We start from the raw sequence: 22,389 nt of genomic DNA, 5'->3' as shown, positions 1-22,389 counted from the left end.
GCGATCAGATCAGTATATCGTTATTCGGTAATGCGGCGATAGACTGTGGGTGTCTCTTTTGGTGCTTTTTCACCAACGCTAATAGCCGCTTTTACGGCTTTCGCCGCTTCCTGCCAGCGGGTTTCGTCTGTCGCGTGGATCACGGCCAGCGGACGCTGTCCGTCGATGCGATCGCCCAGACGTACCATCTCTGTGAAGCCGACGCTGTAGTCGATGGTGTCAGACGCCTGACGACGTCCCCCGCCCATCGACACGACGGCCATACCCAGCGCGCGGGTATCCATCTGACTCACGAACCCTTCAGTATCAGCGTAGACTGCTTTGCTCAGCGTTGCTGTCGGCAGGTAGCTACCATAATTTTCCACGAAATCAGTCGGGCCCTTCTGTGCCGCCACCATGCGACCGAAGGTTTCTGCCGCTTTGCCGTTGTCGAGCACCGCCTGCAGTTTTGCACGCGCGTCGGCGTCATCTTTCGCCAGCTTGCCGGAGATCAGCATCTCAACGCACAGAGCCATGGTGACGTCAAACAGGCGCGGGTTGCGGTATTCACCCGTCAGGAACTGCACCGCTTCACGCACTTCAACCGCGTTACCGGCGCTGGAGGCCAGCACCTGGTTCATGTCAGTCAGCAGCGCCGTGGTGCGTACGCCTGCGCCATTGGCGACGCCAACAATCGCTTCCGCCAGCGCTTCTGAAAGTTCGTAGGTCGGCATAAACGCGCCGCTACCGACTTTCACGTCCATCACCAGCGCATCCAACCCTTCCGCCAGTTTTTTGGCGAGGATCGACCCGGTGATCAGCGGAATGGAATCCACCGTCGCGGTAATGTCGCGGGTGGCATAAAAACGTTTGTCCGCCGGTGCCAGCGAGCTGGTCTGGCCGATAATCGCCACACCGACGTCTTTAATAATCTCGCGGAAACGGTTGTCGTCCGGGAAAATGTCAAACCCCGGGATCGCTTCCAGTTTATCGAGCGTACCGCCCGTATGCCCCAGGCCGCGCCCGGAGATCATCGGGATGTAGCCGCCACAGGCCGCAACCATCGGGCCGAGCATCAGAGACGTCACGTCGCCCACGCCGCCGGTGGAGTGTTTGTCCACAATCGGACCGTTGAGGTTCAGGCTTTTCCAGTCCAGCACGGTTCCTGAATCTCGCATCGCCATGGTCAACGAGACACGTTCCGGCATGGTCATATCGTGGAAGAAGATGGTCATTGCCAGCGCGGCAATCTGCCCTTCCGAAATGGTGTTATCGCGAATACCGTTGATGAAAAAGCGAATTTCTTCATCGCTGAGTGCGTGACCATCACGCTTTTTACGAATAATTTCTTGTGCGAGAAACAAGGTAACCCCCAGGGGAAAGAGTAGAAGGCCATTGCAGGCCGGGTAAGCAATGCGCCACCCGGCAATTAAGGCTTAATAGCTGCTTGCGCTTTTGCCGTCACCGTGACCGAGCGCCTTCAGCAGGCTTGCCAGCAGGCTGGACGCGCCAAAGCGGTAGTGGCGGGAGTCCGCCCAGTCAGCACCGAACAGTTCGTCGGCAATCGCCAGGAATTTCTGTGCGTCTTCCGCGGTACGTACGCCGCCCGCCGGTTTGAAACCGACGGTTTTCTGTACGCCCATATCGCGGATGACTTCCATCATGATGCGCGCGCTTTCCGGGGTGGCGTTCACCGGCACTTTACCGGTAGAGGTTTTGATAAAATCAGCCCCGGCGTTGATCGCAATTTCAGACGCTTTGCGGATCAACGCTTCTTCTTTCAGCTCACCGGTTTCGATGATCACTTTCAGCAGTACGTTTGCCGCCGCACAGGCGTCTTTACAGGCTTTCACCAGATCAAAACCGACCTGTTCGTTGCCTGCGATCAGCGCACGATACGGGAAAACCACATCCACTTCATCAGCACCGTAAGCGATAGCCGCGCGGGTTTCCGCCAGCGCAATGTCGATGTCGTCGTTACCGTGCGGGAAGTTAGTGACGGTCGCGATACGCACATCCGGCGTGCCCTGCGCGTTTAAGGTTTTACGCGCCACAGGAATAAAACGCGGGTAGATGCAGACAGCCGCGGTGTTGCCCACTGGCGTTTTCGCCTGATGACACAGGGCGATCACTTTCGCATCGGTGTCGTCTTCATTCAGGGTGGTCAGGTCCATCAGTTTCAACGCGCGCAGGCTGCTTGCAGTTAAGTCGGTCATGTTTATCTCCGGATTTCAATTTTCACCATGCGGGTCTGTGATAATTCTAACACTGACCCACTATTACACATCGATCTTCATCACAGTTAGTGAAACTTACATTCATCATTGCATTTTCATAACGCGATGCAGATCACTATTTATTGCCCTTTGGGCGGAACTGGATCAAAAGTCCCGCCAGGCCTTTTTCCTACAATGCTCCCCATCGCCCATGCGTCTGAGGAACCGCTATGTCTGACTCTTTTGAGCAACGATGCCAGCAGATTGTGACCAGCTTACGTTTATCCCCCGAACAAAAACGCCATTTTTTAGCGCTGGAGGCGGAAAACGCGCTGCCCTACCCGGCCCTTCCGGCAGAGGCCCGCGCGGCACTGGATGACGGGGTGATCTGCGATATGTTCGAAGGCCACGCACCGTTTAAACCACGCTACGTTCTGCCTGATTACGAACGCTTTCTGGCGAACGGTTCAGAATGGCTGGAGCTGGAAGGCGCGCAGGATCTGGATGACGCGCTGTCGCTTCTGACGATCCTTTACCACCACGTCCCTTCCGTCACGTCATTACCGGTCTATCTCGGTCATCTTGATACGTTGCTGCAACCATATGTTAGAATTCTAACACAAGACGCGATCGATATTCGAATAAAACGTTTCTGGCGCTATCTCGACAGAACCCTGCCGGATGCCTTTACACACGTGAACATCGGCCCTGCCGACACGCCGGTGACGCGTGCCATTCTGCGGGCGGACGCAGAGCTGAAGCAGACGGCGCCGAATCTGACCTTTATCTACGATCCACAAATCACCCCGGACGATCTGCTGTTGCAGGTGGCAAAAAATATCTGCGAGTGCAGTAAGCCGCACATAGCCAATGGCCCGCAAAATGATAAAATTTTCACAAAAGGCCAGTATGGTGTGGTCAGCTGTTACAACTCGCTGCCGCTGGCAGGTGGTGGCAGCACGCTGGTGCGCCTGAATCTGCAACAGGTTGCCCTGCGCAGCAACTCCATTGATGATTTCTTCACCCGCACGTTGCCCTGGTATTGCCAGCAGCAAATCGCCGTGATTGATGCCCGCTGTGAATTTCTTTATCAGCAATCACACTTCTTTGAGCATAGCTTCCTGGTGCACGAAGGGCTGATCGACCCTGACCGTTTTGTGCCGATGTTTGGCATCTATTCCCTGGCCGAAGCGGTCAACGTGTTGTGCGAAAAAGAGGGCCTTGCCGGGCGTTACGGTAAAGACGAGACGGCCAATGCGCTGGGTTACCGCATCAGCGCGCAACTGGCGGCGTTCGTTGAAAATACGCCGGTGAAATATGGCTGGCAGCAGCGCGCCCTGCTCCATGCACAGTCCGGCATCAGTTCTGACGTTGGCACCACGCCGGGCGCGCGATTGCCTTATGGCGATGAGCCGGATCCGGTAACCCATCTGCGCACTGTTGCGCCGCATCATGCCTGGTATCCGGCCGGGATCAGCGACATTCTGACCCTCGACGAAACCATTAAACGCAATCCTCAGGCGGTGATGCAACTGTGTCTCGGGGCATTCAAATGCGGTATGCGCGAGTTTACGGCGAACGTCAGTGGTAATGACCTGGTACGCGTCACGGGTTATATGGTGCGCCTGTCAGACCTTGAGAAATACCGCGCTGAAGGCTCCCGCAGTAATACCACCTGGCTCGGTGAAGAAGCGGCGCGCAATACGCGGATCCTGGAACGACAACCGCGGGTGATCAGCCATGAGCAGCAGATGCGCTTTAGTCAGTAAAATCCTTCCCTTTTCCTGCGTTGACGGGCCGGGGAGCCGTCTGGCGCTGTTCCTGCAGGGCTGTAATTTACGCTGCCGGAACTGCCACAATCCGTGGACCATCGGCCGCTGTAATGATTGCGGAGAATGTGTGGCGCACTGTCCGCACGGGGCCCTCTCCCTGCAGGCGGGCCGGGTGGTCTGGCAGGAATCACGTTGTCAGCAGTGCGACACCTGCCTGCAACTGTGCCCGCAGCAAGTCACGCCGATGGCGAAAAACATCAATGTGGAAACTGTCATCAATCACATCGCTGCTGCTGAGCCGTTTATTGAAGGGATCACCGTCAGCGGCGGTGAAGCGACGACTCAGCTTCCGTTTGTGGAAACCCTGTTTCAGCGTGTTAAGCAGACGCCAGCTCTGTGCCATCTGACCTGTCTTATCGACAGCAATGGCGAACTGAGCCTTTCCGGGTGGGAAAAACTGCACCCGGTGTGTGATGGCGTGATGGTGGATCTCAAAGCCTGGAATGATGATCGCCACCGCTGGCTGACCGGGCGCGACAATGCGCGAATCAAAGCCAGTATCCGCTGGCTCGCACAGCATCAGCGGCTGAGCGAACTGCGCCTGCTGGTGATCCCGGAATACAGTGATTATCTGTCATCGATTGAACCGCTGAGCGCGTTTATTGCTACGCTGGGCGACGTGCCCGTGCGCCTTAATGCGTTTCATACACATGGGGTATCTGGCGAGGCGAAAAACTGGCGTAGCGCCCGGCCAGACGACATTCAGGCGCTGGCCGACGCGCTGCAGGCCAGGGGGATAACGCGGCTTATCCACCCGGCGCTGTACTTATAGTGCGAGGAACACCCCGGCGATAGTGGCGCTCATCAGGTTGGAGAGCGTTCCCGCCGCCACGGCTTTCAGCCCCAGTTGGGCAATATCATGGCGACGGTTTGGCGCCATGCTGCCCAGGCCGCCAATCAGAATGGCGATAGACGACAGGTTAGCAAAACCACACAGCGCAAAAGAGATGATGGCTTTGGTGTGAGCGGAAATCACCTGCAGACCCGCCGCCGCGACGGCAGCATCCTCTTTCAGGTATTCACCAAAGTTCATGTAAGCCACAAACTCGTTGATGATCAGCTTCTGACCGATAAATGACCCGGCAACAGTGGCTTCATGCCACGGCACGCCAATGAGCCAGGCGATCGGCGCAAATAGCCAGCCAAGCAGCAATTGCATGGAAAGTTGCGGATAGTCAAACCAGCCGCCAATGCCGGAGAGGATCCCGTTCAACAGGGCAATTAGCGCAACAAACGCCAGCAGCATAGCACCCACGTTCAGCGCCAGTTGCATACCTGACGCCGCCCCGGATGCGGCAGCATCCAGCACGTTAGACGGACGATCACTATCGTTGCCCTGCGTGTCGAGGTCTGGCGCATCGTTCGGGGTTTCAGTTTCCGGCAACATGATTTTGGCAAACAACAGACCACCCGGCGCCGCCATAAACGACGCGGCAATCAGATACTCCAGCGGTACGCCCATCTGCGCATACCCGGCAAGCACCGAGCCCGCGACGGACGCCAGCCCGCCACACATGACCGCAAACAGCTCAGAACGGGTCATGGTCGCGATATACGGACGTACCACCAGCGGTGCTTCAGTCTGCCCGACAAAGATATTTGCGGTAGCGGAAAGCGATTCGGTACGCGATGTTTTCAGCACTGCACGCAATGCTCCGCCGAGGATGCGGATCACCAGTTGCATAATGCCGAGGTAGTACAGCACGGCGATAAGTGACGAGAAGAACACAATGACCGGCAACACGCGCAAGGCAAAGATGAAACCGCCGCCGCCAAAGAGTTCGAACATTTTGTCAGAAACCAGACCGCCAAACAGGAAGCTGATCCCTTCATTGCCGTATGCGATGACATTCGCCACGCCTTCAGACATGGCCAGCAGCACACGACGTCCGGCAGGTACATAGAGGATCAACGCACCGATGCCGACCTGAATTAACCATGCGCCCAGCACGGTACGCAGATTAATGGCTTTTCGGTTACTGGAGAGGAGCACAGCGATAGCAAGCAGCGCCACCATGCCAACGAGTCCCATGAGGATTTGCATACAGAGTCCCTGTAGATTGGATTGTGTTATCAGCGAACCCGCCGATTATAACGATCCGTTACAATCCTGCTTGTCTTATCTCACATAATTGACGCAACAATATGCGATCAATACTTGAGAATGAGATCTACATCACTTTAACAAAGCGCTCATAGGCCAGCGAATAACGCTTCCGTGTTACTAATCAATGTATTAGCAATGATTTGCGGCGGTTCGGGGCGCAATTCGCACAGGGTGGTAAATACGCGGGCCGCCTGTTCAGGGCGGTTCGGCATCCCCTGAAAGCCATTCAGCGGCATGTCGGGGGCATCGGTTTCCAGCAGCAGTGCGCTGAGTGGCAACCGGGCGATCACATTCCGCGTTTTACTGGCCCGCGGGTAAGTAATGGTGCCGCCGACGCCAATTTTGTAGCCGAGAGAGACAAACCGTTCGGCCTGTTGCAGGCTGCCGGAAAACCCATGCACCACGCCGGTTCGCGGTAAGTTGTGGCGCTTAAGGTGCAGCGCCAGCTTATCGTGCGTACGGCGCGAGTGAAGAATAACCGGCAAATCAAAGCGCTTCGCCAGTTTCAGCTGTTCATCCAGCAGCGCCTGCTGCTTCGCGAATTGCGGATCTTCGCGGTAAAGATCAAGACCAATTTCACCGACGGCGACCAGCTTTTCAGGCCGGGAAGCCAGCAGCGATTCCAGCGACGCCAGGCAGGCATCGGTATGTTGTTCAATGACGATCGGATGCAGCCCCAGCGCGGCGTACACCGGCTCGTGCTGTTCCGCCAGCCGCAGCACCCCGGCAAAGCGGGACGATTGCGTTGCAGGCACGATGATTTTGCCGACGCCCGACTCCGCAGCGCGCCGCAGGCTACGCGCTTCGTCGCCGGTAAACGGCGGAAAATCGAAATGACAGTGGGTGTCGATAAAACGGTAAGTCACGCCAGATCCTCGTTATCAAAGCTCGCATCGTTGGCCTGCGGGATATCCAGCAACGGCGGAACCGCCAGCGTCTCATTTGCCACTGGCGCCGGAACAACAATGCGCGGCTTATAGCGATGCAGCGGCGGTTGCTCTGCCAGCAGTTTGCCCACTGTCGCTAAAAAGTAGCGCCCACATAAGCGACCCGTTTTGTAGTCCATGCGCAGCGCCGGAAGGCGGCTGCCCAGCGCCATGCTGTTCAGCGGTTTCGGCGGATAAATTTCGAAAATCCGCAGCTTGCCTGGCGGCTTCTCAATGAACTTCTGCATGGCGAGATAAGAGGTTTCATGCTGCTGCACCAGATTCACCAGCGGTTGCAGGCTGCTGTCGCCCAGCCAGCGTTCCATCCGTTTGAACCACTGCGGCGTGTAATACATTTGCGACGGGACGGTGCGGATCACAACAATGGTTTTCGCGCCACGTCGCGCAGCCTCCTGTACCGGGACGGCATCGCTGATTCCGCCATCGAGATAATTAACGCCATCCAGCAATACGCCACTGCGGTAAAACCCGGGGATGGCGCTGGAAGCGCGGATCAGATCCAGCCATGTTTTACTGGTCGGCGAAAAATAACTGGCCGTGTAATCATCACCCCGGCAGGCGCACATATAAAACGCTTTGCCAAGTTCAAACTGCCCGGCAGCGTAGTCCATCGCCAGCGGCATTTTGCTGGCAGTCTCAGCCACCAGCCAGTCGAGATCAATAAGATTGCCGCCACGCACAAAGCGCATCGGATTAAAGAATTCGCGGGAGGTGGTATAGCGGGTGATCACCTTGCGGGCATACCCCGGCTGGTTACACAAATAAGCGGAAAGGTTTTGTGCCCCGGCGGAAGTGCCAAAGTAGAGGTTGAAGGGGTTAAACTGCGCGCGCATAAACTCATCCAGCACCCCGGCCGTAAAAATACCGCGTTGACCGCCGCCTTCACACACCAGCGCCAGCGGCCCCGGCTGAAAGGACTTCACGGTTAATGGCGCAATCGTGCCAAGCGTTACGGGAATTCGCTGCCCCACCTCTGCCTTCCTGTTTTGTGTTGTTATTCCTTCACCATAACGCAGTTTTTTCTCGCCTTAAACCAGTAAAGCCAGTCACAAGGACTGGCTTTTGTTACAACAGATTAACGTGTGCTATGGACGCCGGCGTCCCATAAACAGGCTCACCAGGAACAGGATGATACCGACGATAAAGACAATTTTCGCCGCACCTGCCGCTGTACCGGCCAGGCCACCAAAGCCCAGCGCGGCGGCAATTAATGCGATAACCAGGAAGATAATGCCCCAACGAAACATACGATTCTCCTTTACCATAGTAAGTGTCATACGTGGCTATGAGTGCTCAGGCGACTCACAGTAGATCGCTTTCTTGTGGTACATGCGCCCCACACACTTGTCCGGGGCGCATATTCTGAGAACTAATTACTGCACTTTGAGATCGTTCTTGACGCTCTTCACGCCATCGATCGCTTTGGCGATGCTTTCCGCGCGTTCACTTTGCGCCTGAGACTCAACGGTCCCGGACAGTTGCACCACGCCATCGGTGGTTTCAACTTTCACTTTGCGCGACGGAACGACATCATCAGCCAGCAGTTTGGCCTTGATTTCACTGGTGGTCGCCGCATCACCCGCATAGCCTTTCACCGATTGTGATTTGCTGTCGCGGACGTGCAGTTTGTCGCTGACGGAAGCAACGCCTTCAACACCTTTGGCGACGCTCACCGCCTGTTCGGCCTGAGACTGGCTCTCAACGAACCCGCTCAGGGTGACGACGCTCTTCTCAGTCTTAACGGAGATATCGGTACTCTTAATCGATTCATGATCGACCAGCGCGGCTTTCACCTTCGCCGTGATTGCGCTGTCATCCATGAAATTTCCGACCTTATTCATCGAACTGTCGATTTTTTGCCCTGCGCTATCGGCAGCGGATTCCGCTTTGCTGGTCGTTGATTCAGCCAGCGCGGAACCGCTCATCACGGCAGTACCCAGCATCACTGCCAGCAGAGTTTTCGAATTTTTCAGTTTTATCATTATGATCGCTCCTGTCCTGTGGTTTGCTCGCAATCAGCCAGGCTGTTGCTGAGCCGCAAAATTGCGCCTCTGGTCAGCTGTTAATGTCGCGATGATAAAATTCGATGGTTTAACAAGCTACTAAACACGATTTGATTAGGGTATTAAACCAGTGAATTTGTCATCACAATGTTAAATATAGATCACAATTGCGCAATGCGAGGGGATTTAAGAACAATCTGCAAGGGATTAATAAAACTGGAAATAACCAGGCACAGCGGGCGCCGTGCCTGGCGGGAAGGATTAATGTTCGCGGGTTTTGCGGAACTGCACGTCAGGATAACGCTCCTGCGTGAGGTTCAGGTTAACCATCGTCGGCGCGATGTAAGTCAGATTGTCGCCGCCATCGAGCGCCAGCTGGATTTCGTTCTTACGCTTAAATTCTTCGAATTTCTTCACGTCGGTGGATTCCACCCAGCGTGCGGTCGCCACGTTGACGGACTCGTAAATCGCCTCAACGTTGTACTCGCTCTTCAGACGCGCAACCACCACGTCAAACTGAAGCACACCGACCGCGCCAACGATCAGATCGTTGTTGGAAATCGGGCGGAACACCTGTACCGCGCCCTCTTCCGACAACTGAACCAGCCCTTTCAGCAGCTGTTTCTGCTTTAACGGATCTTTCAGGCGAATACGGCGGAACAGTTCCGGCGCGAAGTTCGGAATACCGGTGAACTTCATCGTTTCACCCTGGGTGAAGGTATCGCCAATCTGGATGGTGCCGTGGTTATGCAGACCGATGATGTCGCCCGGATACGCTTCTTCAACGTGCGAGCGGTCGCCCGCCATAAAGGTCAGCGCATCGGAAATCACCACGTCTTTGCCCGTCCGCACCTGACGCAGCTTCATGCCCTTTTCGTATTTCCCGGACACTACACGCATAAACGCCACGCGGTCACGGTGTTTCGGATCCATGTTGGCCTGAATTTTAAAGACAAAGCCGGTGAATTTCTCTTCTCTGGCTTCCACTTCACGGGTGTCGGTTTTACGCGGCATCGGCGCAGGTGCCCATTCCACCAGACCGTCGAGCATATGATCAACGCCGAAGTTACCCAGCGCGGTCCCAAAGAAGACCGGTGTGATTTCCCCGGCCAGAAACAGCTCTTTGTCGAATTCGTTGGACGCGCCCTGCACCAGCTCCAGTTCATCACGCAACTGCTGCGCCAGATCCTCACCGACGGCCTTGTCGAGATCCGGGTTGTTCAGCCCTTTGACGATGCGCACTTCCTGAATGGTGTGGCCTTTACCGGTCTGATAGAGGTAGGTTTCATCTTTGTAGAGATGATAAACGCCTTTAAACAGCTTGCCGCAGCCGATAGGCCAGGTGATCGGCGCACAGCCAATCTTCAGCTCGTTTTCCACTTCATCCAGCAGTTCCATCGGATCACGAATGTCGCGGTCGAGTTTGTTCATGAAGGTCAGGATCGGCGTATCACGCAGACGGGTAACTTCCATCAGCTTACGGGTCCGGTCTTCAACACCTTTCGCCGCATCAATAACCATCAGGCAGCAGTCCACCGCGGTCAGCGTACGATAGGTATCTTCCGAGAAGTCTTCGTGCCCCGGCGTGTCGAGCAGGTTGACCAGGCAGTCGTGATACGGGAACTGCATTACAGACGTGGTGATAGAAATACCACGCTGTTTTTCCATCTCCATCCAGTCGGATTTCGCATGCTGGCTGGAGCCGCGGCCTTTGACCGTACCCGCCGTCTGAATGGCCTGTCCGAACAGTAATACTTTTTCAGTGATGGTCGTTTTACCGGCATCCGGGTGGGAGATGATGGCAAAAGTGCGGCGTTTCGCCACCTCTTGCAAATAAGGAGACAACGTCATAGTTAAAGTCTTCTGTGTAAGCACACGGCGTCAGGCCGCGCACGAGAATCGAAAAATGCGGCTATTTTACTCAAGACCGGAGGTCAGACAATCATTGTTTACACAGGAGTTGCTCCAGTTCATTTAAGGTGCTGACCGTCCACGTCGGCTGGATGTCTTCCGGCTGTTCGCGATGATGGGCATTCAGCCAGCAGGTCGCGAGACCGGAATTGATACCGCCGAGAATGTCTGACGCCGCGGTGTCGCCCACCATCAGCACCCGAGAGCGATCGGGATGACCCGCTTTTTCCAGCGCGTAATCAAAGATGCGGGGATCCGGTTTCGCGACGCCCACTTCTTCGGAAATGATCAGTAAATCAAAGTGATCGCGAAGCCCGGTACGCTCCAGCCGGATTTGCTGTAGCGAGGTGAAACCGTTGGTGATGATCCCCATTTTCACCTTGCCCTGCAGGGCATTGAGCAGCGAAACCGCACCCGGCAGCGGCGCGCAAATCTCCGCCATGGCGTTCATAAACGCATCGTTGAGATCGCCCGGCGGCACGTTCAGGCGCTCAGACCAGTCCTGAAAGCGCTGGTGCTGCAACTGCAACGACGTGATCGCGCCATTCTGATAATCGACCCACAGCGGTTTATTGACGGCCTGGTAATCCTGGAAATCTTCGGCGGTAAAGGTCACGCTATAGTCGAGAAACATCCGCTGTAAGCCGGTAAAAGAGTCAAACGTAAACAGCGTTTCATCGGCATCAAAGAAAATCCAGTCCCACTTCATCGTATCACCTTGTGTCTTACATACTTATTGGCAGAGCCATAATAATGGCGTCTTCGCGTCCTTCTGCGGTGGGGTAATAGTTCTTGCGAATGGTCGCCTCGTTGAAGCCTAAGCTTTCATAGAGTGCGATGGCGGCGACGTTAGACGCACGAACCTCCAGCCACAGCGTGACGACGCCGCGTTTTTCCAGCGCGTCGATCAAATATTCCAGCAGCGTCCGCCCCAGCCCGCGGCGCTGGTAGGCGGGATCCACCGCGATATTAAACAGGGTAGCTTCATCCAGCACGACCTGAGTGATCGCAAATGCCGCTATCTCGTTTTCCGTTTCCAGTTTGAGATTGAAATAACGGTCGCCCTGATTGCTGGCAAAGATTTGTTCGCTCCACGGAAAGGCGTGAGCGCGTTTTTCAATCTGCCACGCGCGGGGTAAATCAGCCGTGCTGAGGGAAGAAATCATGTTCATGAGCACAAATTTGTTGCCATAGCGCCATGCGCGCTTCCGCACTGGCCCGTAATTCATCGAATGCAGGCGTCGAGACCTGCGCCCCCTCCAGCGAAACGGCGGCGGACGCGCCCAGCAACCAACTGTTGGCGCGGCTGCCCTGCGGCAGCATTTCAGCGCGCTCCGGCGTCAGCTGCAACACCTGATCGGGTGAGAGCATTAACGCGCGAAGGATATCGCCGATGAACGGATCCGCGAGATCGGGCAGCGTTTCAGCCACCATCACCAGCCGCACATGCGGTGGGATCGCTATCGCAATCTCCCCCTGCAACGCGCCCGGGCGACGCAGCGACCACTGAGTAATACCCAGTTGCTGTAATTGCCAGTCTCGTCGGGATGTCATCACGCCATTCTCCTGTCTGTCAGGCGCCGAAATATAGCAAATTCGTCGAACTTGCGCCAACAAACCACTATAATCGCCGCCGTCGTTAATTGAGGATTTAGCCATGTCTGCTTTTACCCCGGCAAGTGAAGTCTTGCTGCGTCACAGTGATGATTTCGAACAACGCCGTATTCTGTTTGCCGGTGATCTGCAGGATGATCTCCCCGCACGCCTTGAAACCGCCGCCAGCCGCGCGCATACCCAGCAGTTTCACCACTGGCAGGTGCTGAACCGCCAGATGGGCGATAACGTTCGCTTTAGCCTGGTGGCGGAAGCGGCCGATGTGGCGGATTGCGATACGCTCGTCTATTACTGGCCAAAAAACAAGCCCGAAGCGCAGTTCCAGTTGATGAACCTACTGTCGCTGCTGCCAGTGGGCAGCGATATTTTTGTCGTCGGTGAAAACCGCAGTGGCGTACGCAGCGCCGAGCAGATGCTGGCCGGGGTCGCGCCGCTCGGCAAAATCGACAGCGCACGACGCTGTGGTCTGTATCACGGCCGTCTCGAAACCCAACCTGCGTTCGACGCTAACGCTTTCTGGGGAGAATATCACCTCGAAAATCTGACGATTAAAACCCTGCCGGGCGTTTTCAGCCGTGATGGTCTCGACGTCGGCAGCCAGTTGCTGCTCTCCACACTGACGCCGCATACCAAAGGCAAAGTGCTGGATATCGGATGTGGTGCAGGCGTACTGGCCGCGGCACTCGCCAGCCACTCGCCGAAAGTGCGCTTAACGCTGTGCGATGTCAGCGCACCGGCGGTGGAAGCCAGTAAAGCGACCCTGAGCGCAAACGGCATTGAAGGCGACGTGTTCGCCAGCAACGTTTTCTCTGAAGTGAACGGTCGCTTTGACATGATCATCTCCAACCCGCCGTTCCACGATGGCCTGCAGACCAGCCTTGATGCCGCACAAACGCTGATTCGCGGTGCGGTGCGTCATCTGAACAGCGGCGGCGAGCTGCGCATTGTCGCCAACGCCTTCCTTCCTTACCCGAAGGTGCTGGACGAAACCTTTGGTTTTCACGAGGTCATCGCCCAGACCGGGCGCTTCAAAGTTTACCGCGCCATCATGACCCGTCAGGCGAAAAAGTAAGGTTTCAGCGTAACGGGGCCGATCGCCCATTTTTGCAGCGATCGGCATAACCCCGGTAATTAACTATTGACGAATAGCGGAAAACCACTAGAATGCGCCTCCGTGGTAACGATTCTTTCATAGAGTCGATGGTATGCGAAGGTGGCGGAATTGGTAGACGCGCTAGCTTCAGGTGTTAGTGTCCTTTCGGACGTGGGGGTTCAAGTCCCCCCCCTCGCACCATAAACCACGCAAATATCGCTCGCACTGTGCGAAGGTGGCGGAATTGGTAGACGCGCTAGCTTCAGGTGTTAGTGTCCTTACGGACGTGGGGGTTCAAGTCCCCCCCCTCGCACCAACGAGGCGATATTCACAATAAGATGACTGTGCGAAGGTGGCGGAATTGGTAGACGCGCTAGCTTCAGGTGTTAGTGTTCTTACGGACGTGGGGGTTCAAGTCCCCCCCCTCGCACCAATTATCTTATCTCCTGCTTTTCCTTTCTTATGTTTTATCCCAGCAGTTTCATATTCAGCATGATCAGCATCATGCCACCAATCAGCGCGACGCACGACGGCAACAGAACGTAATGGCGCAGCTTGTGGTGCCAGATCATCGACGATGTCAGCAGTAACCCCACGACGATAAGCCCACGCCAGGTCTCCGCAGAAAGATCCGCAAACCCGAGCGCGGCGATGATGCCTCCCGGGATCAGCATGCCCCAACCACTTCCTAATGCGCGCTGCAACATGGTTTTGCCTCTCACACCGATAATGATAACCAATAGCATATGATAATTTTTATCATTTGTCAGTTTAAGATGCAATGCTGCTTAACTTTTCGTTAGCGGTAATGACAGTTCTTCATGAAGGTGATAAATTGTGCACCTGACAAAAATACATTTGATTCTCTAATGTTTTGCCATGCCTCTTATTTGCATGGCGGCTTTCTTCATCTTTGGCGCCGTGGATTTTTTAATATTCAGATTAATAAACGATATATTCTATGACAGCACACGCCTGGCAATCACTGCGCACCAAAAAATATCAGCTCTCCCTGCGGTTATTTTTATTTCTTAATTTATTTTCAGCGTTCTTTTCTCTGCTGAGCCCGCTCTATAGCCTGTACAGCAGCACCCTGCCGGTGATCGTGATCGCTGTAGGCAGCGGCGTGATATTGTTATGCCACTGGCGCTTTCCACAAAAGAAAATAAACATTTTATTGATATCGTTAGCAGCAGGTTGTTTATGGGCGTGGCATGTCGGGGTAAAAACGCTCGAGCTTCCGACGAATAATACCAGTTATGTGATCATCGCGTTATTAACGATTCTCTTTATTGGAACCATTTCTTTTTCTAATAACATCAGAGCCTTTACGCTGAATTCGCTGCCCGTGGTCATTATCTGTCTGATTGTCAGCCACGGTGAGCAGTGGGTCCGTATGCTCTACTGCTTTGCTCTGCCGCTGGTGGGCGTTTCCATCCATTGCGTGATTCAGAAACGTTATGACAAGTTTGCCCAGCAGCTGATGTATCAGCTTATTGCTGAACGCGAAACGCTCAACGATCTCAGCATGCTCGACCCGCTGACCGGCCTGTACAACCGCCGCGGGCTGCAACACCGTCTGGATGAGCAACTGGCACAGAACGCGAAAGATCACTATGTGATGTTGCTCGATATCGATCATTTCAAAGCCTATAACGATCACTACGGTCATATGATGGGCGATAAGGCGCTGATCCGCGTGTCTACGGCGATCCGCGACGCGGTGCGTTCCCGGGATATCGTCGCCCGCTACGGTGGGGAAGAGTTTATGGTGCTGCTGCCGCAAAGTGACGCGCAGAGCGCGATGCGTACCGCCGAACGGATCCGCCAACAAGTATACGATCTGAAAATCCCGCATATGTTCAATGAGAGCGTGGCGACTAACGTGACCATCAGCATTGGCATCGCGCCGTTGATTGCCAACAACGTGAATCTCGCGCTGGAAAATGCCGACCGGGCGCTGTACGAAGCCAAGCACCTGGGTCGCAACAGTATCCTCACCAGCGAGCAGTTCACCCCCGCGTGACAACAGCCCCGTCACGCGCTGGCGATAAAAGCCTTGCGATTGTTATTATCTATAGCTAGGATTGGCAATCATTATCATTTAGATTTGTATCCAGCAATCCTATGGCATTTCGTTCCGCGACCCTCGCAGCCGACATCATCTGGCGAACGCCACTTCCTTCACCGGAAAGCGCGCTGGCGGTTTCCGTGCGGGAAAAAATCACCGAACTGCGCCCGCATTTGCTGGATTTCATCCGTCTTGATGAAACGCCGCCGCATCAGGCGAAAACCCTGGCGCAGTGGACTCGCCCTGGCGAACTGAGCTCCCTGCTGGCGACCTATTCTGACCATATTTACCGTAACCAGCCGACGCTCACCCGCGAAAACAAACCGCTGATTTCGCTCTGGGCGCAATGGTACATCGGCCTGCTGGTACCGCCGCTGATGCTGGCGCTACTCACCGAAGAGCAGACTCTCTCGCTCGCCCCGGAACATTTCCATGTCGAATTTCATGAGACCGGCCGTGCGGCCTGTTTCTGGATTGACGTGCACCACGATCGTTTCACCAGCCTGTTATCGCCTGCCGATCGTCTGGAGACGCTGATCACGCGCGCACTGATGCCCGTGGTTGATGCGCTGGCAGCCACCGGTGAGATTAACGCGAAGCTTATCTGGAGCAATACCGGTTATCTGATCCACTGGTATCTGGGGGAAATGAAAACTCTGTTGGGTGATGCATTGCTTGATACGCTGCGTCATCGCTGCTTCTTTGAAAAACAGCTCTCTGACGGGCAGGACAACCCGCTCTGGCGCACCGTTGTACCGCGCGACGGTTTGCTGGTTCGCCGCACCTGTTGCCAGCGTTACCGCCTGCCGGATGTCCAGCAGTGCGGTGACTGTACGCTGAAATAACCCAACACCCGGCAGCCACCCTGCCGCCGGATATCTCGTTTATGCCGCCTGTTGGTTCTCTTCTTCGGCACGTTGTGCTTCGGCGTCTTCCTGCGCCAGCAGTTGTTTCTCATAAACCTTAAAGAACGGGTAATAAATGACTGCGGACACGCAGGCCAGAATCACTACCAGAATCGCCGCACGGAAATCCCAGCCTAATGCCCACGCCCCGCCAATCGGCGCTGGCGCCGTCCAGGGCACCACGGAAATTACCCGACCAATCAGATCCAGTTTCATCGCGGCCCAGGCGATGATGGCGTTGATCATTGGCGCTAACAGGAACGGAATAAAGAACACCGGGTTCATGACGATTGGCGTACCGAAAATGACCGGTTCGTTGATATTAAAAATACTGGGCACCACGCTCAGACGACCGATGGATCGTAAATGTACCGAGCGACTGCGCAGGTAACAGATCACCAGCCCCATCGTCGCGCCGGAACCGCCAACCACGATGAAGAAGGTCCAGAAGGCTTCCATAAAGATGTGCGGCAGCGGCGCGCCCTGCGCCAGTGCGGTCTGGTTCATACCCAGGTTGGTCAGCCAGAACATCTGCAGCATACCGGAGACAATCGCCGCCCCGTGGATGCCCGCGAACCACAGCAGGTGACCAATCAGTACCGCCAGTAAAATAGCTGGCAGCGAATCGGCCGCGGCGACCAGCGGTTTAAAGATAGCCATGATGGCCTGCGGGATCAGCATGCCAAACTGGCTCTGAATCAGCAGACTCAACGGGTACAGCGTCAACACCACCACCAGCACCGGGATCAGCAAATCAAAAGAGTTTTTGATCATCGGCGGCACCTGGTCCGGCAGGCGAATGCCAATATTGCGCACGCGCAGGAAACGCATCATTTCCACGCAATAGAGCGCCACCAGAATAGCGGTGAAAATCCCCGTCCCGCCGAGGCTGTCTACCGGCAGCGTACCGTTGGTTTTCGGCGCGGCCACCAGCAAAAACGCCATAATCGACAGCATGGCGCACATGAAGGGATCAAGTTGATGCGATTTTTCATAGTGCTTGCCGAGGTTGTAAGCGATGGCAGCACAAATATAAATGGACATGATCCCCATTGTCATATCGAACGGTGTGAGGATGCGCCCTTCATACTCTTTCGCCAGATCCAGCCACGCGCGGGCGAAACCCCAGGTGGTGTCCGGGGAAAACGGCGGATAGGCAAAGACCAACAGGAAGGAACCCACAATCATGAATGGCATCGCGGAAATAAAGCCGTCACGGATCGCCATGACATGGCGCTGGGACGAAATACGACCGGCGACGGGACTGACGTAATTTTCAACAAACCGGAATATCAGATTAAACGCAGCATGGTTAGCAGACATAGCAGCTCTCCTGACAGGCCATAGGCAGTAGCACAGCGATTAATAGTTTATTGCCATGCGGTGAACTGCCTGGCACGCCGGACCACCCGGCGGTAATGCTCAGTAGGTTACGTTTCATACACGGCTCTAATTATGTGATTACAGAGGAAGTTACAGAATGAGTATTAATCGCCGCGGCGCTGACTGCAACCGGTTACTGTAACCGGTTGCAGCGATTGTGAAGAGGATCGAGAAATCGGCATGTTATGGAATTATTACGACGGATATTTACAGCGACTATCCGCTTGTGCCAGATTTGCGATAACCTTTTTATGGAGATAAAAACGTGAGTTTGCAGTCCGTAAGGCAATTTTTCGCTGAACACGCCCCCGAAATTGAAATTATAGAACTCAACCAGAGTACCGCCACTGTCGCTCTCGCGGCCGCCGCTCATCATGTCGCGCCCGGTCAGATTGCCAAAACACTGTCCCTGAAAGTGAAAGATCAGGTGATCCTGGTGGTGGCGAAAGGGGATGCCCGGCTGGATAACAAAAAACTAAAAACAACGTTTGGCGCAAAAGCCCGCATGCTGAGCAGCGACGAAGTCGTCACCAGTACCGGGCATCCGGTCGGCGGCGTCTGCCCTTTCGGCCTGGAAACGCCGCTCGCGGTCTACTGTGATGTGTCCCTCAGACAGTATCAGGAAGTGCTGCCCGCCGCGGGTGGCATCCACAGCGCGGTGCGGATTTCGCCAGAGCGGATGGCGGAACTGACACACGCCACCTGGATTGACGTCTGCCTGTAAGCTGACAGAGCGTTAAAGTTTAGCCGCCAGACCGCGTGGACCTTCCGCGTTGCTGGCGGGTAAATGCATGATGATATCGGCCGCGCTTAACAGCCCCATATCAGAATTTACGCCCAGCTTGGCCATCGCATTAAACTTATGCGCGCGTATCGTTTTGATATTACGCGCCAGTTGCGTGGCGATTTCCGGCATCGAATAGCCGTACGTCATATAGCGCAGAATGGCGAGCTCCGTCGGACTCAGACAACCATTGTGACTCATGACCCACTGGTTAAGATCGTCGTCGCTCTCCTGACGCGTGCCGTTGAGCAGCGCAAGCAGCCGCTCGCTTAACCAGGCGACCGACTCTGATTTACTCAAAATGCCATGCAACCCCGAGGGAGACAGATGGCGGATCAGCAGCGCTTCGTCGGCGTTATTGGTCAGCACAATGCGTTTCGTCTCGGGGTGTGATTGTGAGACGGCGTTCAGGCACAGCAAGCTTTCCTGACGCAACTCTCGCCCCCCGGAGAGCGAGTAAATGACGGCCCAGAACGGTTGTCGGGCCAGCGCCGCGTTGAGAGCCTCAACCGTACGAAAAAGATGGATAACGTAACGGCCATCGGATGACTGGTGGAATAAATGGCAAAGACCCGCTTCGGTCAAAGTACAGCGTTCTACGATAGCGACATGTCGCTGGTGTGCGTCATTTTCCATTCTTCCTGTTCTCCATAAACAGCGAATAAATTCAGCTCCTTCATTCCTCGCGAGCTGTTAATCCATGCGTACATTTCCGCATTACTGCGCAAAGCCAGACGGCGCATGGCGCTATTTTTCTGCGCGCTGATGGTTTTGTTGCTTTTCTTCAACAGGGAGGCGATTTGGTTGATGCACCACCCCTTTGCCAGCAGACGCAACACTTTGCGTTCGGAAATCGTCAGGACGTCCTGCTCGTCATCATCGTATTCGTCTGTTTCCGCAGGGCTGAGCAGCGTCTGGCTGATCCGTTCCGCAGAAGCCAGTCCGCCACGAAACACCCGCGCCAGTTGCTCCACCGGTTCCGCATCAGACAGCAACGTGCTTTCCGGGCGCAGCAAATACTCCACCGCGAAGGGGTAGCAGGTGCGCGATACCAGGAAAACCCAGTGGATGTCCCGGTACTGGGAAATCAGCGAATAATATTGGGCGCAAAGGCTGCGCGCCTGATGGCTATCGCCCGTCAGCTCAACCACCACCAGCATGGCGCGCCGCAGTTGCAGCAGCGTCAGTTCCTCGTGTGAGCCACAGTACGTCATTTCGTAGTCGGGTAAGTTGTCACGAATAATGCCGTGCAGCCCCACCTGAACGACCGGTGATTTACTAATAATAATTCCGTAATTGCAGCATCCCGCTCGCATAAAATCTCCGCCTCCCGCACATTTTTTGCAACATTAAGGACATATAACCAGAAAAGAAGAACAACACATTGCACAACATGTGCAATGAATCATTTATTTAGTGAATAAATAAAATAATGGCTGAATCTCTGAGAGAATCGCCCAGGCACTATCTCACATCGGGGATAAAAAATTAATCGTGTACGGATTAGAAAATATAAAAACGATAATTAGTAAAATTAAATATCCTCATTTGTCAGTTAATTCTCAGCCGATATATATTAAGGGAAAGTGTAAAAGATGCGTTTATTGCGGATAAGACGTGTTCCGTCATGGCACAACCGCGTTTTTTGCACATTGTTTGATCTCAACCAGAAGACCGTCTGCGGCGCTTCAGGTAAAAGTATTCCATTGCGCGCACCTCCCCAGCGCGCCTGACGGCAGAGTGAGTCATGGAAGTTGAGCAAGATGAACAGCGACAGGTCACGCGCTTGTGTATCCAGTGCGGCCTTTTTTTATTGCAGCACGGCGCGGAAAGCGCGCTGGTCGAAGAACTATCCACCCGTCTGGGGCTGGCGCTCGGTATGGACAGCGTGGAAAGCGCGATTTCCGCGAATGCCATCGTCCTTGCCACGATTAAAGACGGGCATTGTCTGACCTCCACCCGCAAAAATACCGATCGCGGCATTAACATGCACATCGTCACGGAGGTACAGCACATCGTCATCATGGCCGAGCATAACCTGCTGGACTATAAAGACGTTGAAAAGCGCTTTGCGAATATTCGCCCACTACGTTACCCCGGCTGGCTGGTGGTGTTGATGGTGGGTCTCTCCTGCGCCTGTTTCTGTAAGCTGAACAACGGCGGCTGGGATGGCGCGGTGATTACCTTCTTCGCCAGTACCGTCGCAATGTACGCCCGCAGACTTCTGACCAAACACGCCATCCATCCGCAAATCAGCTTCTGTATTACCGCTTTTGTCGCCACCACTGTCTCGGGGTTGCTGCTGCGACTTCCCCTTTTTGCGCATACGCCGACCATTGCGATGGCGGCGAGCGTATTGCTGCTCGTCCCCGGTTTTCCATTGATTAACGCGGTGGCGGATATGTTTAAAGGGCACATCAACACCGGTCTGGCGCGTTGGGCGATTGCCAGCCTGCTGACACTGGCGACCTGTATTGGCGTCGTGATGTCGATGACGTTATGGGGGCTTCCGGGATGGGCGTAATTGATTTTCTGCTCGCACTGGCGCAGGACATCGTCCTGTCGGCGATCCCCGCCGTGGGTTTCGCGCTGGTGTTCAACGTGCCACAACGCGCGCTACCCTGGTGCGCACTGCTGGGGGCGATTGGTCACAGCTCACGCATGGTAATGATGACCGCCGGGTTTAACATCGAGTGGTCCACGTTTGTGTCATCGATGCTGGTTGGCAGCATCGGTATTCAGTGGTCCCGCTGGTATCTCGCGCATCCGAAAATTTTTACCGTCGCCGCGGTGATCCCGATGTTCCCCGGTATTTCTGCGTATACCGCGATGGTGTCAGCGGTGAAAATCAGCCACTTTGGCTATTCGCCTGAGCTGATGGAACTTTTAATCAGTAATTTTCTGAAAGCCTCATCCATCGTCGGCGCCCTGTCCATCGGGCTTTCCGTGCCTGGGCTATGGCTTTACCGGAAACGTCCGCGCGTCTGACGGGCGGCAGCATCGCACACAGGGACTATCATTACATGTTAACAATCCATAAAAATGGGATCGATCTTCTGTTCAACATGCAATGAGGAACCTGTTATGTCATTAGAAAAAGTGGTCTACACCGCCAAAGCTAAAGCGACCGGAGGGCGTGATGGTCGTGCTGTCTCCTCTGACGGCGTGTTAGACGTGAAACTGGGCGTGCCGAAAGAAATGGGCGGCGCAGGCGGCGAAGTCACCAACCCGGAACAGCTGTTCGCCGCGGGTTATTCCGCCTGCTTCCTCGGGGCAATGAAATTCGTTGCCGGGCGCGACAAAATCGCCATACCCAAAGACGCGTTTATTGAAGGCGAAGTGGGTATCGGACCGCTGCCGACCGGTTTTGGTATTGAAGCCAAACTGAATATTCATCTGCCTGGCATGGACGAAGCTGAGGCGAAAAAACTGGTGGATGCCGCGCATATCGTTTGCCCGTACTCCAACGCCACCCGCAATAATATCGATGTGACCCTGAATATCATCGCCTGACGTTCTTCCCGCCACCCTCTCGCACAGAGAG

24 protein-coding genes and 3 tRNA genes are annotated in these 22,389 nt (G+C 54.9%); 12 read left to right on the top strand and 15 right to left on the bottom strand.

All coding sequences use genetic code 11. The features are described from left to right. Positions 1-20 precede the first annotated feature (20 nt). Complete coding sequence (gene deoA, locus AOY23_RS02575; RefSeq protein WP_081005581.1) at positions 21-1,343, bottom strand: thymidine phosphorylase; 1,323 nt, start codon at positions 1,341-1,343, stop codon at positions 21-23. Positions 1,344-1,415: 72 nt separating this feature from the next. Further along, positions 1,416-2,195, bottom strand: coding sequence for a deoxyribose-phosphate aldolase (gene deoC, locus AOY23_RS02570; protein WP_054178280.1), 780 nt, complete (start codon positions 2,193-2,195; stop codon positions 1,416-1,418). Between the two features lie 230 nt (positions 2,196-2,425). Between deoC and AOY23_RS02565 the strand changes: the two genes are divergently transcribed. Both AOY23_RS02565 and AOY23_RS02560 read left to right on the top strand, forming a co-directional pair. Beyond that, positions 2,426-3,964 (top strand): YjjI family glycine radical enzyme, encoded by a 1,539-nt coding sequence (locus tag AOY23_RS02565; protein WP_054178279.1) that lies wholly within the window; start codon positions 2,426-2,428, stop codon positions 3,962-3,964. Then, entirely contained in the window at positions 3,936-4,799 is an 864-nt protein-coding gene (locus tag AOY23_RS02560) for a YjjW family glycine radical enzyme activase (RefSeq protein ID WP_054178278.1), read from the top strand. Before AOY23_RS02565 ends, AOY23_RS02560 begins: the two co-directional genes overlap by 29 nt. Here AOY23_RS02560 and AOY23_RS02555 read toward each other — a convergent pair. From AOY23_RS02555 to AOY23_RS02520, 9 genes are all read right to left on the bottom strand, one after another. Continuing rightward, the gene (locus tag AOY23_RS02555; RefSeq protein WP_054178277.1) at positions 4,794-6,071 is read right to left on the bottom strand and encodes a NupC/NupG family nucleoside CNT transporter; all 1,278 of its coding nucleotides are present in this window, start codon (positions 6,069-6,071) and stop codon (positions 4,794-4,796) included. The genes AOY23_RS02560 and AOY23_RS02555 overlap by 6 nt on opposite strands. 149 nt (positions 6,072-6,220) lie before the next feature. Next, a complete protein-coding gene (locus tag AOY23_RS02550; protein ID WP_054178276.1) occupies positions 6,221-7,000 on the bottom strand; it encodes a TatD family hydrolase in 780 nt (259 codons plus the stop codon). Beyond that, positions 6,997-8,052 carry a patatin-like phospholipase family protein gene (locus tag AOY23_RS02545; protein ID WP_054178275.1) on the bottom strand — a complete coding sequence of 352 codons (1,056 nt, stop codon included), beginning with the start codon at positions 8,050-8,052 and terminating at the stop codon, positions 6,997-6,999. Before AOY23_RS02545 ends, AOY23_RS02550 begins: the two co-directional genes overlap by 4 nt. A gap of 114 nt (positions 8,053-8,166) precedes the next feature. After that, complete coding sequence (locus tag AOY23_RS21450; RefSeq protein WP_007373037.1) at positions 8,167-8,328, bottom strand: DUF1328 domain-containing protein; 162 nt, start codon at positions 8,326-8,328, stop codon at positions 8,167-8,169. Between the two features lie 126 nt (positions 8,329-8,454). Continuing rightward, positions 8,455-9,069, bottom strand: a complete 615-nt coding sequence (gene osmY / locus AOY23_RS02540) for a molecular chaperone OsmY (protein ID WP_054178453.1) — start codon at positions 9,067-9,069, stop codon at positions 8,455-8,457. Positions 9,070-9,345: 276 nt separating this feature from the next. Continuing rightward, positions 9,346-10,935 (bottom strand): peptide chain release factor 3, encoded by a 1,590-nt coding sequence (gene prfC / locus AOY23_RS02535; RefSeq protein ID WP_054178274.1) that lies wholly within the window; start codon positions 10,933-10,935, stop codon positions 9,346-9,348. Between the two features lie 91 nt (positions 10,936-11,026). Beyond that, complete coding sequence (yjjG, locus tag AOY23_RS02530; protein ID WP_054178273.1) at positions 11,027-11,704, bottom strand: pyrimidine 5'-nucleotidase; 678 nt, start codon at positions 11,702-11,704, stop codon at positions 11,027-11,029. 16 nt (positions 11,705-11,720) lie between these two features. Continuing rightward, positions 11,721-12,167: a ribosomal protein S18-alanine N-acetyltransferase gene (gene rimI / locus AOY23_RS02525; RefSeq protein ID WP_054178272.1), complete on the bottom strand. Its 447-nt coding sequence runs from the start codon at positions 12,165-12,167 to the stop codon at positions 11,721-11,723. Next, entirely contained in the window at positions 12,136-12,549 is a 414-nt protein-coding gene (locus AOY23_RS02520; RefSeq protein ID WP_054178271.1) for a DNA polymerase III subunit psi, read from the bottom strand. Before AOY23_RS02520 ends, rimI begins: the two co-directional genes overlap by 32 nt. A 103-nt stretch (positions 12,550-12,652) precedes the next feature. On the opposite strand from AOY23_RS02520, the gene rsmC reads away from it, so the two are divergent. From rsmC to AOY23_RS02500, 4 genes are all read left to right on the top strand, one after another. Then, positions 12,653-13,681, top strand: coding sequence for a 16S rRNA (guanine(1207)-N(2))-methyltransferase RsmC (gene rsmC, locus AOY23_RS02515; RefSeq protein ID WP_054178270.1), 1,029 nt, complete (start codon positions 12,653-12,655; stop codon positions 13,679-13,681). Positions 13,682-13,816: 135 nt separating this feature from the next. Beyond that, positions 13,817-13,903, top strand: a tRNA-Leu gene (locus AOY23_RS02510). Between the two features lie 28 nt (positions 13,904-13,931). Beyond that, positions 13,932-14,018 (top strand) — tRNA-Leu (locus AOY23_RS02505). A 30-nt stretch (positions 14,019-14,048) separates the two neighbouring features. Beyond that, positions 14,049-14,135: transfer RNA gene (locus AOY23_RS02500), tRNA-Leu, on the top strand. A 34-nt stretch (positions 14,136-14,169) separates the two neighbouring features. Here the strand turns inward: AOY23_RS02500 and AOY23_RS02495 are convergent. Next, a complete protein-coding gene (locus AOY23_RS02495; protein ID WP_038156033.1) occupies positions 14,170-14,409 on the bottom strand; it encodes a DUF1435 domain-containing protein in 240 nt (79 codons plus the stop codon). Between the two features lie 254 nt (positions 14,410-14,663). On the opposite strand from AOY23_RS02495, the gene AOY23_RS02490 reads away from it, so the two are divergent. Next, the gene (locus tag AOY23_RS02490; protein ID WP_054178269.1) at positions 14,664-15,728 is read left to right on the top strand and encodes a GGDEF domain-containing protein; all 1,065 of its coding nucleotides are present in this window, start codon (positions 14,664-14,666) and stop codon (positions 15,726-15,728) included. A gap of 101 nt (positions 15,729-15,829) precedes the next feature. Next, positions 15,830-16,618, top strand: a complete 789-nt coding sequence (gene fhuF / locus AOY23_RS02485; RefSeq protein WP_054178268.1) for a siderophore-iron reductase FhuF — start codon at positions 15,830-15,832, stop codon at positions 16,616-16,618. A gap of 39 nt (positions 16,619-16,657) precedes the next feature. Here fhuF and AOY23_RS02480 read toward each other — a convergent pair whose 3' ends face one another. Further along, entirely contained in the window at positions 16,658-18,001 is a 1,344-nt protein-coding gene (locus tag AOY23_RS02480; RefSeq protein WP_054178267.1) for a PTS sugar transporter subunit IIC, read from the bottom strand. Positions 18,002-18,326: 325 nt separating this feature from the next. Between AOY23_RS02480 and AOY23_RS02475 the strand changes: the two genes are divergently transcribed. Continuing rightward, the gene (locus AOY23_RS02475) at positions 18,327-18,785 is read left to right on the top strand and encodes a YbaK/EbsC family protein (protein WP_054178266.1); all 459 of its coding nucleotides are present in this window, start codon (positions 18,327-18,329) and stop codon (positions 18,783-18,785) included. A gap of 12 nt (positions 18,786-18,797) precedes the next feature. Here the strand turns inward: AOY23_RS02475 and bglJ are convergent, their stop codons facing one another. Then, complete coding sequence (gene bglJ / locus AOY23_RS02470) at positions 18,798-19,481, bottom strand: DNA-binding transcriptional activator BglJ (RefSeq protein ID WP_072170902.1); 684 nt, start codon at positions 19,479-19,481, stop codon at positions 18,798-18,800. Next, entirely contained in the window at positions 19,442-20,161 is a 720-nt protein-coding gene (locus AOY23_RS02465; protein ID WP_054178265.1) for a helix-turn-helix transcriptional regulator, read from the bottom strand. Before AOY23_RS02465 ends, bglJ begins: the two co-directional genes overlap by 40 nt. A gap of 431 nt (positions 20,162-20,592) precedes the next feature. Here AOY23_RS02465 and AOY23_RS02460 point away from each other — a divergent pair, with 431 nt between their 5' ends. The 3 genes from AOY23_RS02460 (at position 20,593) to AOY23_RS02450 (ending at position 22,358) form a co-directional block, all read left to right on the top strand. Continuing rightward, the gene (locus AOY23_RS02460) at positions 20,593-21,369 is read left to right on the top strand and encodes a threonine/serine exporter family protein (RefSeq protein ID WP_054178264.1); all 777 of its coding nucleotides are present in this window, start codon (positions 20,593-20,595) and stop codon (positions 21,367-21,369) included. Next, positions 21,360-21,833, top strand: a complete 474-nt coding sequence (locus AOY23_RS02455) for a threonine/serine exporter (RefSeq protein WP_054178263.1) — start codon at positions 21,360-21,362, stop codon at positions 21,831-21,833. The genes AOY23_RS02460 and AOY23_RS02455 overlap by 10 nt, the downstream gene beginning before the upstream one ends. A 96-nt stretch (positions 21,834-21,929) precedes the next feature. Beyond that, complete coding sequence (locus AOY23_RS02450; protein WP_054178262.1) at positions 21,930-22,358, top strand: organic hydroperoxide resistance protein; 429 nt, start codon at positions 21,930-21,932, stop codon at positions 22,356-22,358. Positions 22,359-22,389 lie beyond the last annotated feature (31 nt).

Source organism: Trabulsiella odontotermitis (assembly GCF_001297775.1).
Lineage (GTDB): Bacteria > Pseudomonadota > Gammaproteobacteria > Enterobacterales > Enterobacteriaceae > Trabulsiella > Trabulsiella odontotermitis.
Note: the sequence above shows the minus strand (reverse complement) of the source record. Positions and strands in the feature narration are given on the sequence as shown.